Source organism: Occallatibacter sp., from assembly GCF_049802275.1.
Lineage (GTDB): Bacteria > Acidobacteriota > Terriglobia > Terriglobales > Acidobacteriaceae > Telmatobacter.
In genome coordinates this window covers 1-15,830 of the sequence record NZ_JBARMD010000739.1, presented here as the reverse complement: position 1 = coordinate 15,830, position 15,830 = coordinate 1, and the positions used below count along the sequence as shown (strand labels likewise).

The window sequence follows — 15,830 nt, the reverse complement described above, 5'->3', positions numbered from 1 at the left end:
CGGCAAGGGGCGTGCGGAGGAGGATTTTGATATCGAGCCACGGACTCCATGCGATGGCATATTTCAGGTCGAGTCGAACCATTGCATCGAAATCAACAGTGCTTCTACCTGTAACTTGCCACAATCCAGTTACGCCGGGCTTTACTTCGAGCAGTCTGCGACGATGCCATGTCTGGTACGCTGCCAGCTCATATGGAATCGGAGGCCGTGGTCCGACAAGTGACATTTCGCCACGAAGGACATTGAGAAACTGGGGCAATTCATCAAGACTCGTTCTGCGAAGAAACCGGCCGATCGGCGTGATTCGCTTATCGCCCGTAAGCTTGTACACCGTCTCTATTGGACTAGTTGATGCCGCCGGGGTTTCGTTGTTGATCAGCTTCGTGACGTACTCGCGGTGAATGCTGTGATCGTTGTCAGCATACATCGAGCGGAATTTCAGGAACATGAACTGCTTTCCATGTTGTCCCACTCGCATCTGGCGAAACAGGATTGGGCCCTTCGACGTGGCCTTGATCGCAATGGCGATTAACACACAGAACGGCAGGCAAATCAGCGAGAGGACCAGGCCTCCCATAATGTCGATAGCACGCTTCAAAATCAGCAACGGCTGCTTCCCGCTGGCCTGTTTAGAAAGATCCGGATAGAGCGCGGGATTGCTCGGACGCCCCGGCCCATCCTGATCCCAGTCGTCTGGATAGTAGTGTAGAGAGATATTAATCAGATTGAACTGCTCGAAACTTAATTCGCCCCGAAGTGTGCTGCTCACCCGGGTGAGAATCGTCGTGAGGGCCGTGCTCTTATCGCTCGCAACCAGTCCGGTGAACAATGCGCCGATCGTGGTCTTCTCTTTGTACCAGCCGACCAGGTCTGTATCGCGGCTCGATGCGAGCAAGACCGACATTGCCGACTTGAGTGCCTGTGCCGCTCTGTCTGAATTCTGGTTCGCTACCTCGAGCAGCATTAGAACGAACGGAGCCTTCGAACGTTCCGTTCGCTTGCGCTCAACAGCAATCAGTCGTCTAAAACTCTCCTCGTCCAGGTCTCCGCGTTCCAACGCTGGTTCGTTCAGAGGATCAATAGCAATTATCTGCCGACTTTGCCTTCCCGTGTTCACTGCTAACCTCCCAAGGCTCATGATCCCTAGCTCAATGCTTTGAAACTGCCAAAAACTTGCTGACACAGCTTCGCTCGAACACTCGGACCCTAGGTTAAAGTTCTAACAAAGAAATCATTCTCATCTCTTCCATTGAGAGAATAAGCAACTCCCCACAGATTACCGAGGAGAATCAACTTTCCGCATCGTCGTTTGGTAACCGGTTGTTCGGGCGATAGTAATAGTCGGCCGCTTCCGCATTCTTCGCGCTATTCAATAGCGCCCCAATCAACTTCTGTGGTCCGACTGCATCTAGTCCGCGCTTCAAATGGCGTTTGTGCGTAATCCCCTGCCGCGTCACAAGCAGAATTCCATCTGCCAGATTAGTCCAGACACTGGTGTCTGCCAGCGGAAGTACCGGCGGAGAATCGATGATGACCCAGTCAAACCAATTCGTCAGCTGCTCCATCATCGGCGTCGCTGCGCCGGACTGCAGCATCTCCAGCGAATTCCCGGTCCCGTTTCCTGCAGGTAAAATCCAGATGCCTGCGCCCTCCAGCCGGTAAACGCTCTTAACAAGCGACTGCTCACCGTTTAGCCATTCACAAATGCCCGGCCTTCTCGGGATCCCGAAAACCTTCGACTGCGTAGGTCTCCGGATATCACCTTCGAGCAACAACACCTTCTGGTCCGTGTGAAGCGCGAGAGTACATGCAAGATTGCCGGCCACCATGCTCTTCCCTTCCTGAGGGATGGTACTCGTAATAAGAACCTTCTTTAGCGGTCGCTGGCGGCGCAGGTGACGTAGACGTACACCAAGGAGATGAAAAGCTTCGTTTGCGTGGCTTTCGCTGTCCGGAAGACAAACGAGGTGGCTCTCGAGAGAGGGGGAGATGCTGAGCACCTCGCACTGCTTGAATCCTTCCGACTGTGCCTCAACCGGCTTTACCGACTTGGCCGTAAACAAGTTGACGCTGAGGCCAGGCAGAGGACCCTGGGTCAGCTCAGCAGCATCCAAACCGGGCTCTGCAACGGCGGTTGCGGTCCAGGAATTGCGCGGCCTGTCCATCGGGCTGTCCGCAGCGAAACTCTCCGTGCGCGGCAGCAGCTCGGTGGCGGACGGAACTGCCGGATCTTTCCCGTTCCTCTCTGTTTCTGAACGTTGCAGTGCATCAAATATCTGACTCATGTTCCCCCGCTTCAACTGTGATAGGTGCATTCAACTCTGAATCGGATTCCGTGGGTCTTTTCATTGCTGAGTAAAGATCAAGAAAGAAATTCTTGGCCCGCTCCAGATCGAGATCTGCCTCACCGTCCGCTTTCTTGTTCAGTTTGAAACCGTTGGAGCTTAAATGGAAGTCCCTGGCAACGCCCGTGATGATCTCTGGCGAGATGGTGGTCAATTGCTGCGCATATCCCGTAATCAAGGCGTTCTCGCAGATGGTGTTGATCAGGCGCGGGAATCCCTTCGAGTATTTATTTATAGCCTTCAATGCTTCGGGCGAGAACAACGGCTCAGCCCTGGAGCCTGCTCCCGCAATCGCCAGACGTTCATGGATGTACTTCTCCGTATCCTGCTCATCAAGTGGTGAAAGGTGCGCGCGAAACGCAATTCTCTGCTTCAACGGCCGCAGGTCAAATGAGTCCAGTTTCAAATCGAGTTCGGGCTGACCCACGAGCACGATCTGAAGAAGCTTGTCATCGTTTGTCTCGAGGTTTGAGAGGAGCCGAATCTCCTCCAAAAGCTCCACCGAGAGGTTGTGGGCCTCATCCACAATCAGCACAGTGGTCAGCCCTTGAAGACCACGCGAAGTTACGTACCTGCTCAGGTCCAGTAGAAGTCCGCTCTTGCTCCGCTGCTCATTGGCCTCCAGGCCGAAATCCGCGGCCACATAGTGCAGAAACTCGTTTGAGGACAGACGGCAATTGAACAGATACGCATACGAGATTTCGCTGCTCGACTTGAAAAGCTGCAGCAGGCAACGGAGCATGAGCGTCTTGCCCGTCCCAACTTCTCCCGTCACGACCACGACGCCCTTGTGCCGAACAATGCCATAGTAAAGGGCGGCAAGTGCTTCATTGTGCCGTGCCGTCGCCACAAAGCATGTGGGGTCCGGCGATAGGTCGAATGGGTTCCGCGTCAGGTTGTAAAAGCTCTTGTACATGGAGACCTGTGAACTATCCTCGCAAAAAGCTGAAAGTTGAACCAGCCGCTATGACCGCACCAACAATGGCTGCCATGGTCCAACCCAGGACCAGGCGTCTCTTCTGCCGTTGCAGGTCCAAGGGACTCTGAATTTCGGGAATTTCCGCCATGACAGTGATCGGGAGCAGTGCCTTGAGTTCCCTCTCTGCGTGCATACGATCGTCGAAAAACTCCAACAGGAACACGAACAGGCATCCCAGCGCCAGGCCCACCCCAATGCCCATCCCGCAGAACTTCAGGCGATTCGGGAAGTCGGGCTTATCCGGAAGGCTTGGCGGATCGAGTATCGTGAAGCGTTCCCCCTGCTGCATCTCCTCCATGCTCGTTGCCATGACCGATTGATTCTTCTTCTTCAGGAGATCGTCGTAGTTCGCCTTCGACTGCTCATATCCACGTGTAATGTCGGCGAGTTGCTGTTCCGTTGCCGGCGCAGAGTTTAGCCTTCCCTGGTACTCGTTAATGCGCGCTTCGAGCCCGGAAATCGCTCGCTCACGGCTTGCGATCTCAAGCTGATTGGCCTGGAGTTGGCTCTGCAACTGCAGCATCGGCGTGGACTCTGTTTCATTTGCCTGCTTGGAACCGGTTTTGGGTGCGGCCAGGAGTTCCTGCTTCTGCTTCTCCACCTTGGCGATCTGCGCCTTTACCTTCTGCACGTCAGGGTAGGAGTCCGTATAGTGCGAGCTGAGTTCTGTCAGCTGAACCTGAAGGCTGTTCAGCTGTTGATCCAGCGCGGTGACCCCCGTCGGCGTCCCGTCTATGGACCGACCAGATGCGTGAACGTTCTTATACTGCTCGATCAACGTTTGGAAATAGACCCGCTGTTGCTTGGCGGTGTTCAACGAGTCCTGCTCGTTCTGCAACTGCCCCTGAAGACCGGAAAGGATTTGAAGATTGCTGGTCTGCTGGGTTGGCAGTGCTCCTTCGTGCTCGGCCTCGAACTGCTTTACCTTCGCCTCTTGGGCCGCCAGCACCACCTCCGCATCTCTGAGTTGCTGTTCAATGAAATTCGTCGTGCCTTGTGACTGCTCCAGGCGAACCTTGCCATTTTCGCCGATGAACAGTTGTGTCAGCTCGCTCGTGACCTTCTGGGCCAGAACCGGGTTGTGCGCAGAGAAGCTCACCCTGAACGCGGTGATCTCCTGGTTACGGCTGTCCCGCACGAGGTCGACGTTGATGTCTTTGCGCAACGCCTCGACCTTGTCGTCCGGCGTTTTCAGCCCTTGCGCGTCGCCGTAGAGGTTGAGCTTGTTGATAATCATTAGTAGTCGTGTTCGGCTGAGGATCTGCTGCGTGATACTTTGCAGACGCTCTTGCAGATTCTCGTTCACGTTAGGCGCCACATAACTCTGCGGCATCGTCGGTTGCTCGACGAGAATCAACGTGCTCGATTTGTACTTCGTCGTGAGTATCCAGCTGCTTCCCCAGACGATGAGCCAGCCCAGGAATAACGGGACGAGAAAGTACATATGCCGCCGACGGATCAGGTCGGCATATCGGTCAAAATCGGGTTGTGCTGATTCTTGCTCTTCGATCAGTTCAGGCATCGTTATCGTCCTAAGGGGCGGTTGAATTGATACATGAGAGAAATGTTCACGCGATTCGAGTCAGGATAAGTGGCCGAGCCCGGGATACCAGGATAGTCCTGATGAAAATGGCCATAACCGGCTTGTGCACTCAGCCTGTCCGTGATCCGGTGATCGGCATTCACTCCGCCGAAAATGCTATTTCCGCCGTTTCCATATACAACAGCCGCGGTGGAATTGACATTATCGAACAACCCGTAGCTCACATTCGCGCCGAAGCCCCACGTACGCGAAAACGCATAACGACCACTCAGGCTAGCCGTATCTGAATGGTAGGTCCCGATAAGGCCCCCCGCACCGGACACGATGTGGGAGTAACTGGCAGCGAGGTTCGTCCGACGTGTCTGCCATCCTAAGCTGAGTTGGATTGCGGGACTCCAGGCTCCTTGACTCGGCGTACCGGCGCCCCAGAACGTGTAGTGCTCCGGGCCGCCCAGAACGGAGAGGGAGAAGGACTTATTGAAATAGTAGGTGTAAAACCCGAAGATGGTTTGAGTCACCGTATAGGTGCCGATCGGATGTGTGACAAACTTCGAGAACTGATACGTTGCCCCAACATAGTGCGCTCCGGCAATCCTGCGACTGAAAAAACCGCTGGCGCCCGCTGTGCCCTCATTGTTCAGTCCCGTGAACTCCACAGATCCGGAAAACTGCTGCAACGAGTATGAGCCGCTTGCGCCAATCATCGCGTTCTTTGCGTACTGGTAATGAATGTCAGCGTTCGAGGAATTGGCGAGTTGGTTTTGGTAAGGCGAGATCAACGCTTGGTTCGATTGTCCTGGTGTTCCTGAAATCCCATTCGAGGCAAACGGATTCGACTGGTTGTAGAGGTTGTTATTCTGGCTGAAAGTATCTCCGAGAGTCAGAACCGTATAGGGGCTAATGCGAAACTGATATCTGCCTGCAGCGTTCTGCGTAACGGAGTTGAAATCGCTCGTATGCTGATAGAGCGTGAATCCCGTACTGTAGCTCAACGACTGGTGCTGCCTGGCGGTACCCCGGTCGAAACCAATTGACGGAAGAAATGAGTAGGTTTCATCAGAAATAGGTTTCGCGCCATTTTCCAACATCAGGTTGTCTACATAAGCGCCTGTGAAAATCAATCCGCCGGCTAGGTAATTTGAGCGCTCTTCAGAGCCCACATTCCCGGGATAGCCTCCTCCACCTACCGGCGCAGGCGTCATCATGCGGCTGTCGCCGAGACCGCCACCGCCGCCCGATCCGCTGGGCTCTACCTGCGACCACAGCGGTGTTCCTGCGGCAAACATGAGACAAACGCAGGCGATTTTAAGCATTGAGGTCACTCCTACGGAACGATGATGGTGTCGTTCGGCTCAATCCTGACGTTCTGGCTTGAATTCTTGCCCTTGATGAATTCCTTGTAATTGAACTTCAGGTGGCTCTCGGTGCCATCAGGGCTCTTGCGCAGTATGTACACGCCTGTTTTCTTTGCGAAATCACGGAAACCGCCCGCTGTTGCAATTGCGTCCACGATTGTTGTCGAGGCTGTCAGCGGATACTCGCCCGGCTTCGATACTTCTCCGAGTATGTTGAACTTCCTGCTGTTGACCGTCTGAACAATCACCGTGACTTCCGGCGTGGTAATGAAGTTCTTCAACTTCTCGGTAATGTCTCGCTCTAACTGCAGCGGGGTCCGGCCCGTGGCTTGCAACTCACCCACCAACGGCATCGAGATTTTCCCGTCGGAACGCACCGGAATCGCCTTGGTTAGTTCGGGTTCCTTCCAGACGCTGATTGCGAGTACGTCGTCATTACCGATTATGAAGTTCTGGTCATGGGCCTTGTTGTTCGGGGCTGCTTCCGGCAGCGTACCGGCATTCGCCACAGCCGCATCTGCTCCGCTGGCCTGGCCACCGGACTGTGTTTGACCAAATAAAGGACCCACAGCAGCAAGAGCGAGTCCCAGTACGAGCGCTTGTACGACCCTGCACTTCATAACCACTCCTGCTTGATCAACGCTGGCGCGCGAAGTCGTTTCCTGCTCGCTTCGACGCTTTTCGTGCACTGCCTAGTGGAGCATCCTCGGTCAGCGAATAAAGGACGTGCGAGGTCAATCCCACTGAAGAACTGCTTGGTCACCTGCCGGCAAACGAATTCCTAATGAATGCTTCTGATTGCTGCCCTTCGGGGTACATATCAACCACAGTTCGCTGCATCACTGGCGCCACATCCAAAGCATCAATTTCGACCGAAACTGACTGAGCCAGCATCTCCACAGAGAGAACCAATCGATACAGGTTCTTTTTGCGCGTCAAAATGCCCTCCACACCTTCCAGAGACCCGCGCACCACCCGGACCCGTTCGCCGCAGCGAAGAAACGGATGAGGCTCCACATCAAGCTGGCCTGCGACGATCCTCCGAATAGCCTCGATCTCTTCCTCGGGGATGGTCTCGACGCGCTCACCTCGGCTAATAATCATGTGCACGCCTGGGGTCGACAGCACAGGCAGCCGCCGCTCATGAGCTCCCCGCAGAAAAATGTAGCAAGGAAACAGAGGCAGCGAGAGAACCTTGCGCCGGTCCTTCCACCGGCGCGTGGACTCATAGAGGGGGAGAAAAACCTCGAATCCCTTTGCCTCCAGCATTTCTCCAATCGATCTCTCATGCTGATGGCGGGTGTAAACCGCACACCATGGGGCTCCCTTTTCCGCTGGCGATTCCATGCTTTTCAATGTCATGACTGTCGGGTCACCCTCAGGCACTGCGCTTGAGATTCATTTCAGGGCGTAGCTTCGCCCTGTGAGTTACATAACCAACATTTCTAAAACTCTCGGACGCCCGATTTTTCCCGAGTTCCGACAACTGACATCTGACTAGGAAGCAGGGAAGAAATCCTGCTCAATAGTCGGTGACCCTGATGAGTTCCACAATGCCCTATTAGGGTCGGCGAAGTACCTCTCCGGTAACCATTCGGCGCTCCCTCAGTAACTGTGAACCACCGGGTGCATTGCAATTCCAAGCTTCTGATTCTAAAATAGGTTGCGTGTCATTCGTTCTGTGTTCGATTTCAAACTTCAGAAACCGGCATATCGTTACTTCTGTGTCAGTGTGCACTCCAAGTTTCCCAGAACCCAGCCTTTCCGCATGACCCCCTGGTAACTTCTCATCTCCGCCGCCGGAGACCTCTGGCTCGGCCCAAACTCGTATGAGCCGTGCGATGGTACCGCATTGCGGGCTCCCGCCCAGCCACGAGCTGGCGGCTAAACTCAAGGCCAACAACCTCCTCGGCACCGAAAATTACGATCCGTGCAATCCAGTTCTCTAGCTCCCGAACATTCCCCGGCCATTTCCACTGCAGAAAGACATCCAGTGCTTCCGAGCTGAGGTGCGGGACCGGGCGGCCAAAATCGCGGGCGAATTTCTCAAGCAGGTAATCGCAAAGTTGCGGGATGTCCTGCTTGCGCTCGCGGAGCGGGAGCAGACGCACGCGATGAGCGAAACATCCCAGCAATTCCCCCTGAAAATTGGGGCTTCGCAATCCCGCCTCCAGGTTGATACTCGTGGAGCACACGAATCGGGTTGTCACGGCCAGATCTTCCCGGCCGCCAATACGGCGGTAATGGCCTGATATAAGGGTCCGCATGAGTTTCTCTTGCAGGGAGACCTCCATGTCGTCAATCTCATCGAGAAAGAGCAATCCACCCGAAGCCAGGCCAATTGCGCCACTTGTGGTCTCCGGCACATCTCGGCTTGCGCCTTTCTCGTAGCCGAACATCTCGCCTTCCAGCAGCTTCGTTGACGCCGCAGAGCAGTTGAACTTCAAAAACGGTCCGTCCCTGCGAGCTGAATACATATGCAGAAACCGGCCGATTACTTCTTTGCCGGTTCCGCTTTCGCCTTCGATCAGGACAGGCAGGTCGTCGTGCCTTGCTCGCTCGATTTCCTGTTGGATCTCACGCATTCCAGCGGTGCTTCCGAAGATGGACTCAGTGCTTGGCAATTTGATGCTTTCAACGACGTGGGCAGTTTCTGCGGGCACAAAAGTTTCCATCCTGCGGCAATAAAAGCAAGTTCATGACCAATAGTGACGGATACTTGGAGAACATTTCACCTGTTTTCGACCCATTTTCGCCGGAAATTAACCAGATTTGGCTCGGCTTGCCCTTCGGAGCGATCGGAGTGTGCAAAAGTTTGCACACTCTTTCCACCGATGTGCATACAGACTGCAATTTAAACTGTCCACTGTAGTTAGGGCCTTCGGTGAGGATGGTCGGAACCGATGCGACGCAGACTATGACCGGACCTGCGCGTCATCGGCTCCGATATGAAAGAAATGATGTTCTCGAGCCCGGTTTTACCGCTTCAAATCCCTGACGGAGGTCGGCTCCAGGCAGAGGCCCGCGGCGCGAGTTGATGTTGCTGGATCTTGTACAACAAACCTCGGTAGCTGATGTTGAGATATTTGGCCGCGTGCCGCCGGTTCCAGCCTGAGACCTCCAGCGCGTCCTTGATCATCAGCGCCTCGGCACGATCCTTCATGTCGCGCACAACGGAACGCATGCCCGCATTTTCATTGAGGGGCGCCGGGACCGGCTCCTCCTGTACGACCCGAGATCCTGCGCCGATCTTTGTCTCCAACTCCCTGATCGCCGTGTCAGGATCGCGCATCGTCATCGTGCGGGTAATGAAATTCCGCAGTTCGCGCACGTTCCCACGCCAGTCGTAGAGAAGAACGGCGTCCATCAGTCGGGAGGGAAAGGCAAAATCACTCCCGCCCCGTAATATCTCCGGCGATCTACGGATGGTCTCCTCAATCAGGTAAGGAATCTCTTCGCGCCGCTCGCGCAACGGAGGGACGTTAATCGTAAATACGTTCAGCCGATAGTACAGGTCTTCGCGGAACGTCTTACCCACCAGAGCACTTTCGATTTGCACATTCGTGGCCGCGAGCACACGCACATCCACCCTGCTGCTTTCGCGTGCGCCAAGGCGATTGAACTGGCCGTCCTGAAGCACGTGCAAGAGCTTCGCCTGCATCTGCGCACTCATCTCGCCGATCTCGTCGAGCAGCAGCGTGCCTCGATGGGCCTGCTCAAATTTGCCGGGCTTGTCCTTGATGGCTCCTGTGAACGCGCCCTGTTGGTACCCGAACAGTTCGCTCTCAAGCAGATCTGTCGGCAGTGCTGCACAGTTCACATTGACGAAGCGATGCGGCGAGCGGCGCGAGTGCTTGTGAATGAGGTGGGCTATGACTTCTTTACCCGTGCCGCTCTCACCGAGAATCAAAACTGGAGCGTCAACGCTCGCAAGAAGTTGAACCTGTCGATGGATCTTCAACATGGAGCTGGCAACCGCCAGGAAATATCTTCCGTCCGCAAGTTCCTCCAGCACTCTGCCGGCATGCGCCGAATTTGCGCGGATCAATTCAGGCGCCGTCATATGCCCCGTCACCTTTTCAGATCCATTCGTGTTCGCATTGCACACCTTCTCAACCATCACCGACACATCGGCCACCGCAATGGGCCGCTCAAGGAAAAGCGAGATCCCAAGCACTCCAGCCTGGCCCTTTATCTGCTCGTCCCCCGGACCGTAAACAAGGCAGACGGCTGTTTTCGACGCTGCTTGAAAAGTATCAAAAAGCTCGGAAAAGCTCGCGGCAGGCGGTGACTCGATGAACACCAAATCGGGCTCGAGTCCGTTGCTGAGAAGAATTTGAGATTGCTCGCAGTTGGCCGCATGGACCAGCTTGTGGCCAGCACTCTCGAGAACACCAGTCAACAACGAGCGGGTTTCGGCGGATCGGAGAACGCTGAGGATAAGCAGGGTAGGCTTCACAAGGCACCTGGGGGAAAATCTTTCAAAGGCAAACCGGATTAACGTCATTCAACCAGTCGAACCTGACTGGCGACGCAAGAAGTCCATTTGCAATGTCCGCAAGAAATGTCAGATCGGTCAGCCTTCTGAAGAAAACTGAGGTTGACCGTAAACAATGAGGAGGCGCCAACTTGACAGGAACCTCTAAGTGCCCGGTGCCCTTGGTTGTAGCCCGTCACACAATTTCAACGAACACCAGACGATGCGGACGTAGAAAGTAGGCCGTCTGAGACTCAACGGTCCCACCCGTGTTAGGAGTCGCTACTGTAGGATAGGTAGATTTCCGAGTCAATGCCCCTTTGGTAACACTCGAAAGTTTAAACTACATATAACATATTTATTTTCAGCATGATGATCACAAAGACTGCCAGGCCGAAGCTTGCAGGCGGAATTACTGACTATCGATAACATGATTACTTGCGCTGGCGAAAGTTAAACATCGGTAATCTAAGATTCCAAGGCTACGCGAAGCTTCGCTGCGGCTGGATTACGATTCGCCGGCAACCCGAATCGTGATCGTCATCGAATGACTCTGCCCCGGACTTAGGTCAATCGCCGAAGTTCCAATATTGGCGCCCTCTGCGCAGAGCATTCCACGCCATTCGCGATCGCCCAGATCCGCCATCGAAGATGCTCCATCACTCCACGGATTCCAAACGATCGTTGACGCCGATGCCTGCTTCTCCGTCTTCAGAATCCGCCTCAGCTCAGGATCCATAATCTCCACCGGACCGATCGCATCCTGGTAAGCGTTGTCGGTTTGCCTCGCGAGGACTAAATCACCGCGTTGGGTCTTCTGGCGATTCCCGTCGCAGTTATCCAGATAAGCCACGTCGTCCAGACCGCGTACTCTAACCCGTTCCACGTCGCTCACTTTGAAGTATGTATGCAGAGCTTCTTCGAATCGCAACGTCGTCGATCCGCAATTCTCCATCTCCAGTTCCAGCCGCAAGCTCATTCCAACCGTGATGCGATATTCGAGACGGAATTCAAAAGGCCACCAGCGTCGCGTCGACTCATCGCTCGCCGTCGAAAGACAAACACGGACACAATCACTAGGCTCCGTCGAAACCGATTCAACCTGCCACTCCTTCGTCCGCACAAATCCATGAGACGGCGCATGGGGATCATTTGCCTTCCAGCGAAACCATGGAAAGCACACTGGAATGCCACCGCGAATTGCACGCCCCGCTTCCCAATACGACTTCTCGCTCACAAACAATACTTCGTCCCCATCCGCCGGCTTCCACGCGGTCACCTGCGCGCCGTAAAGATAGATTTCCGCGGTCGCCGATTTCGTTTCAATAGCAATCTTTGGCAGATCACCGTTCCCGCGGACGATCCGGGTGATTCCCGGAATTGAGAAAAGTTCATTCAGAGCGTCTATTTTCGTGTCGTTTTCCATACTTCCCGGATTCTACTGAATCAACCTCGTCGGAAGGACAACATCATTTGTCGCGTCCCGCATCCACTCAGTAACGGCGTTCCCTCACCGAGCGTGGCCTTAATGGTGATCCTCAAAAATGAATCTCGTCGTTAATCCGCCTATCCTGCCCATGCTTGCCAAGCGCGTGGAAGAAGTGCCCAGGGAAGGTAAATGGATCTACGAACCCAAGTGGGACGGCTTCCGCGTCCTGGTATTTCGTGACGGCAATGAGGTGCTCATTCAGAGTCGCGATAAAAAGCCGCTCAACCGATACTTTCCCGAAATGATCGATCCCCTTCGCCAACAACTCCCTTCGAAATGCGTTCTCGACGGCGAACTCGTCATTGCGAACGATGGCCGCCTCGACTTCGACGCATTGCAGCTTCGCATCCATCCGGCGGCCTCGCGCGTAAAACTCCTGGCTTCTCAAACTCCGGCTTCCTGCATCTTTTTCGACCTGCTCTGCAAAGGCGTTCGCGACCTTCGAGGTCTTCCCTTTCGCAAACGCCGAGCCGAGTTGGAATTGCTGTTGAAGTCCACCAAGCCTCCGATCCACATCACCCCTGCTACCGAAGATCGCAAAACCGCAATCGACTGGTTCAGTCGATTTGAAGGGGCCGGTCTCGATGGAGTCGTCGCCAAGCCCGTTGACCTCCCATATCAACCCGACAAGCGCGTCATGCTTAAAATCAAGCACGAGCGTGATTGCGACTGCGTTGTTGCGGGCTTTCGTTGGTATAAACAGGCTGAAGGAAAGCAGGTCGGATCGCTTCTGCTCGGCCTTTACGATGAGTCAAAAGCACTGCAGCACGTTGGCGTATGCTCCAGCTTCTCCGCCGAAACACGTCACGAACTCCTCGACTTTCTCACGCCTTATCGCAAGAACGCTCTGCGTGGTCATCCCTGGAAGGACTGGGAGAATCCTGATGAACTTCAACGCGCCGCCGAACATCGCATGCCCGGCGGCAAGAGCCGCTGGAGCCACGGCAAAGATCTCTCCTGGGAACCGCTGCGCCCCGAGCTCGTCGTCGAGGTCTCTTACGAGCACATGCAGAGCGGCCGATTCCGTCACATGGCACACTTTCGCCGCTGGCGCAAAGATCGCAAGCCAGCCACTTGCACCTTCGCGCAACTGGAGGTTGTCCCGCCCGAAGAACTGAAATCCATCTTCGCCCGTGGTCGCTAGTTCTAAGGCTTGTAATCCTTTGTCCCGGTCACATCCACCGTCGTCTGGACCGGCAGCTTGTCACTCGATCCGCCCGCGAGCACGCGGACTTTCTCTCTCTCGACGCGCCAAACGTGTCCCGGAGCATCCCAGTACGCCAGGTCGCGCGCCTTCAACTCCATCGTTACATCTTTTTCAGCCCCCGCCTCAAGCCGCACGCGCTTGAATCCCTTGAGTTCCAGTTGCGGACGCGTGACCGCGGAGCCTTCATGCTGCACATACATCTGCACAACTTCGTCGCTTGCACGCTTTCCCGTGTTCTTCACCTTCACATGAACCTGCACGCTGCCGTCCGCATCCATGTGCGACGAACTCGGACTCACTCCCTTGTAGTCAAACGTCGTGTAGCTCAGCCCGTATCCAAATGGATACAGCGGCTTTTCTTTGCTGTACAAGTACGTCCGTCCATCCAGCAGGTTATAGTCCAGAATCGGCAGTAACTGCGCGTCCCCCGTTGGCCATGTCTGCGTCAGACGGCCCGCAGGCGAGTAATCGCCAAACAAAACATCGGCCAGTCCGTGGCCCTCTTCCTGGCTGTTATGCGTCATATGCACAATCGCGGGAACATTCTGCTGGCTCCAGACAATGGCATACGGAAAACTCGACCGCAACACCTCGATCGTTTTCGGATTCGCTGCAAATACCTTCTTCACCAGTTCTTCTTGCTCCAGCACAATGGTCTTGCGATCCACATCCTCTTTTCCGTTCGATGGCACCGGGCACTGATCCCACCCTGCGTTGCACACCGGATGATTGCCGACGACGACGATTGCCACGTCGGCCTTCTTCGCCAGCGAAGCCGCCTCTTCCAGATTAGATCCGTCCGCGAACAGCAATTTCACGTTCGCGCCCGCGGCCTGGCGTATGCCGTCGAGAATCGTCACCGAATACGGCCACGTTCCGCTGTACCAGTCCTGCAGCACCTGGTCGATCCAGGGACCAATCACTGCAATCGTCTTCAACTTCGTCTTGTCGAGCGGCAGCGTGTTCCCCTCATTCTTCAGAAGCACGATTGACTCATCCGTTGCCTGCCTCGCCAGCGCCTTGCTTGAATCGCGCTCCCACGGTGGAATCTCGCCGCCCGTCTCTACCCCGATTTTCGCGTAAGGATCAACACCCGGAGGGTCCATCTCCCCAAGCTTCAGATACACGGTTAAAAGATTCTTCAGCGCGGCATCCATGTCCGCTTCCGTCAGCAGACCGTCCTTCAATGCCTTGGTCAGATCAGGCTTGTAGGTGTCGAGAAAATGATTGATCCCCGCCTTCACCGCCGCCGCTGAGCCATGCTCCTTATCCGGGAACGCCTTGTGCGCAGTGATCAGCAGTCCCAGCGCTCCGCCGTCCGTGCAGATCAAGCCGTCATTGCCCCACTCCTTGATCATCACGTTCTTCAGCACCGGATTAACCGTCATCGGGATTCCGTTCCACGCGTTGTACGACGCCATCACCGCGCGCGATCCACCTTCCTCAAATCCCATCCGAAAGGGCACCGAGTAGTACTCGCGAAACAGCCGCTCATCGAAATCCGAAGACGTGTGCGTGCGTCCGTCTTCATTCTCATTCGCCAGAAAATGCTTCATCAACGAAGAAGCCTGCCAGTGTTTCGGATCCGGCCCCTGCAATCCCTGCACAAACGCCACTGTCAGCGTACCCACCAGATACGGGTCCTCGCCAAGAGACTCTTCCGTCCGTCCCCATCGCGGATCGCGGCTCAGATCGGCATTCGGCGCCCGCACCACTACACCGCCGCGATCGAAAACCGGATTCTGATAGTAGTACCGCGCTTCGTATCCTTCGAGCGATGCAATCTTCTTCAGCAGGTCCGGATCCCAGGTTGCTCCCAGTCCCTTCTCCTGCGGAAATGTGGTCGTCGGCACCGGCTGACGTCCCCGTCCACCCCATCCGCCCGGGCCGCCCAGTGCCAGCCCATGCAGTCCTTCCACCTGGCCGGAGAACACAATCCCCAGCCGCGGAAACTTGGGGTGATCGCTCATGAGCGATACCTTCTCGTCCAGCGTCAAACGGCCCAAGAGATCCTGAATCCGCGCGCTGTCCGAAAGCGAAGTGTTTCGGAAAGGATAGTCAGTCTGTGCCCGCGCTACCGTCGTCAGACCCGACATTAATACCAGCCCCAGAACCCAAAACACACCCCTGCTGCCCGCTAGACGCATCCCAATTTCCTCCTCGACGAGAACACCGAAGACTATCACGCGCCGAGCGATCCCATCCTGAGTAAATCGATTAACGCCGCAGTAGACGTTTCAATGCAGGACCCGCCCACAGCCCTAAAACAAAAGAGCGAAGCGCCAATCGCGCCTCGCCCTCGTTTTCTGGTCCCTGATCTCTGAACCCTGAACCCTGTCTCAGTACAGCCTGAAGTTAACCTCGATGCTCATCATCACCGGTACAGGCGTTCCGCCCTTCATCGCCGGCTTGAATTTGTACTTCCGCACCGCTTC

The 15,830-nt window shown here is 55.3% G+C and carries 12 protein-coding genes; 1 reads left to right on the top strand and 11 read right to left on the bottom strand.

Going from position 1 to position 15,830, the window contains the following annotated elements; translation table 11 throughout:
- From WA354_RS24920 to WA354_RS24875, 10 genes are all read right to left on the bottom strand, one after another.
- Positions 1 to 964: sugar transferase (locus WA354_RS24920; RefSeq protein WP_472815731.1), on the bottom strand; the 964-nt coding region annotated here is incomplete at its 3' end.
- 325 nt (positions 965 to 1,289) lie between these two features.
- A complete protein-coding gene (locus WA354_RS24915) occupies positions 1,290 to 2,285 on the bottom strand; it encodes a CpsD/CapB family tyrosine-protein kinase (RefSeq protein WP_472815730.1) in 996 nt (331 codons plus the stop codon).
- Complete coding sequence (locus tag WA354_RS24910) at positions 2,269 to 3,261, bottom strand: ExeA family protein (protein ID WP_472815729.1); 993 nt, start codon at positions 3,259 to 3,261, stop codon at positions 2,269 to 2,271. Before WA354_RS24910 ends, WA354_RS24915 begins: the two co-directional genes overlap by 17 nt.
- 13 nt (positions 3,262 to 3,274) lie before the next feature.
- Positions 3,275 to 4,846: an XrtA system polysaccharide chain length determinant gene (locus tag WA354_RS24905; protein ID WP_472815728.1), complete on the bottom strand. Its 1,572-nt coding sequence runs from the start codon at positions 4,844 to 4,846 to the stop codon at positions 3,275 to 3,277.
- A 2-nt stretch (positions 4,847 to 4,848) separates the two neighbouring features.
- Positions 4,849 to 6,180, bottom strand: coding sequence for a hypothetical protein (locus WA354_RS24900; RefSeq protein WP_472815727.1), 1,332 nt, complete (start codon positions 6,178 to 6,180; stop codon positions 4,849 to 4,851).
- 11 nt (positions 6,181 to 6,191) lie between these two features.
- Complete coding sequence (locus tag WA354_RS24895) at positions 6,192 to 6,842, bottom strand: polysaccharide biosynthesis/export family protein (RefSeq protein WP_472815726.1); 651 nt, start codon at positions 6,840 to 6,842, stop codon at positions 6,192 to 6,194.
- Between the two features lie 139 nt (positions 6,843 to 6,981).
- Positions 6,982 to 7,569, bottom strand: a complete 588-nt coding sequence (locus WA354_RS24890; protein ID WP_472815732.1) for a UpxY family transcription antiterminator — start codon at positions 7,567 to 7,569, stop codon at positions 6,982 to 6,984.
- A gap of 440 nt (positions 7,570 to 8,009) precedes the next feature.
- A complete protein-coding gene (locus WA354_RS24885) occupies positions 8,010 to 8,897 on the bottom strand; it encodes a sigma-54-dependent transcriptional regulator (RefSeq protein WP_472815725.1) in 888 nt (295 codons plus the stop codon).
- Positions 8,898 to 9,208: 311 nt separating this feature from the next.
- Positions 9,209 to 10,681 carry a sigma-54 interaction domain-containing protein gene (locus WA354_RS24880; protein WP_472815724.1) on the bottom strand — a complete coding sequence of 491 codons (1,473 nt, stop codon included), beginning with the start codon at positions 10,679 to 10,681 and terminating at the stop codon, positions 9,209 to 9,211.
- Between the two features lie 526 nt (positions 10,682 to 11,207).
- Entirely contained in the window at positions 11,208 to 12,125 is a 918-nt protein-coding gene (locus tag WA354_RS24875) for a D-hexose-6-phosphate mutarotase (RefSeq protein ID WP_472815723.1), read from the bottom strand.
- 118 nt (positions 12,126 to 12,243) lie between these two features.
- Between WA354_RS24875 and WA354_RS24870 the strand changes: the two genes are divergently transcribed.
- On the top strand, positions 12,244 to 13,332 hold the full coding sequence (locus WA354_RS24870; protein WP_472815722.1) for an ATP-dependent DNA ligase: 1,089 nt from the start codon (positions 12,244 to 12,246) through the stop codon (positions 13,330 to 13,332).
- Positions 13,333 to 13,334: 2 nt separating this feature from the next.
- On the opposite strand, the gene WA354_RS24865 is transcribed toward WA354_RS24870, so the two are convergent.
- A complete protein-coding gene (locus tag WA354_RS24865; protein WP_472815721.1) occupies positions 13,335 to 15,542 on the bottom strand; it encodes a glycoside hydrolase family 3 C-terminal domain-containing protein in 2,208 nt (735 codons plus the stop codon).
- Positions 15,543 to 15,830: the final 288 nt, after the last annotated feature.

Coding starts and splice junctions, on each gene's coding strand:
- WA354_RS24915 (WP_472815730.1), bottom strand. CDS start 2,285: ATGAGTCAGATATTTGATGCACTGCAACGTTCAGAAACAGAGAGGAAC.
- WA354_RS24910 (WP_472815729.1), bottom strand. CDS start 3,261: ATGTACAAGAGCTTTTACAACCTGACGCGGAACCCATTCGACCTATCG.
- WA354_RS24905 (WP_472815728.1), bottom strand. CDS start 4,846: ATGCCTGAACTGATCGAAGAGCAAGAATCAGCACAACCCGATTTTGAC.
- WA354_RS24900 (WP_472815727.1), bottom strand. CDS start 6,180: ATGCTTAAAATCGCCTGCGTTTGTCTCATGTTTGCCGCAGGAACACCG.
- WA354_RS24895 (WP_472815726.1), bottom strand. CDS start 6,842: ATGAAGTGCAGGGTCGTACAAGCGCTCGTACTGGGACTCGCTCTTGCT.
- WA354_RS24890 (WP_472815732.1), bottom strand. CDS start 7,569: ATGGAATCGCCAGCGGAAAAGGGAGCCCCATGGTGTGCGGTTTACACC.
- WA354_RS24885 (WP_472815725.1), bottom strand. CDS start 8,897: ATGGAAACTTTTGTGCCCGCAGAAACTGCCCACGTCGTTGAAAGCATC.
- WA354_RS24875 (WP_472815723.1), bottom strand. CDS start 12,125: ATGGAAAACGACACGAAAATAGACGCTCTGAATGAACTTTTCTCAATT.
- WA354_RS24870 (WP_472815722.1), top strand. CDS start 12,244: ATGAATCTCGTCGTTAATCCGCCTATCCTGCCCATGCTTGCCAAGCGC.
- WA354_RS24865 (WP_472815721.1), bottom strand. CDS start 15,542: ATGCGTCTAGCGGGCAGCAGGGGTGTGTTTTGGGTTCTGGGGCTGGTA.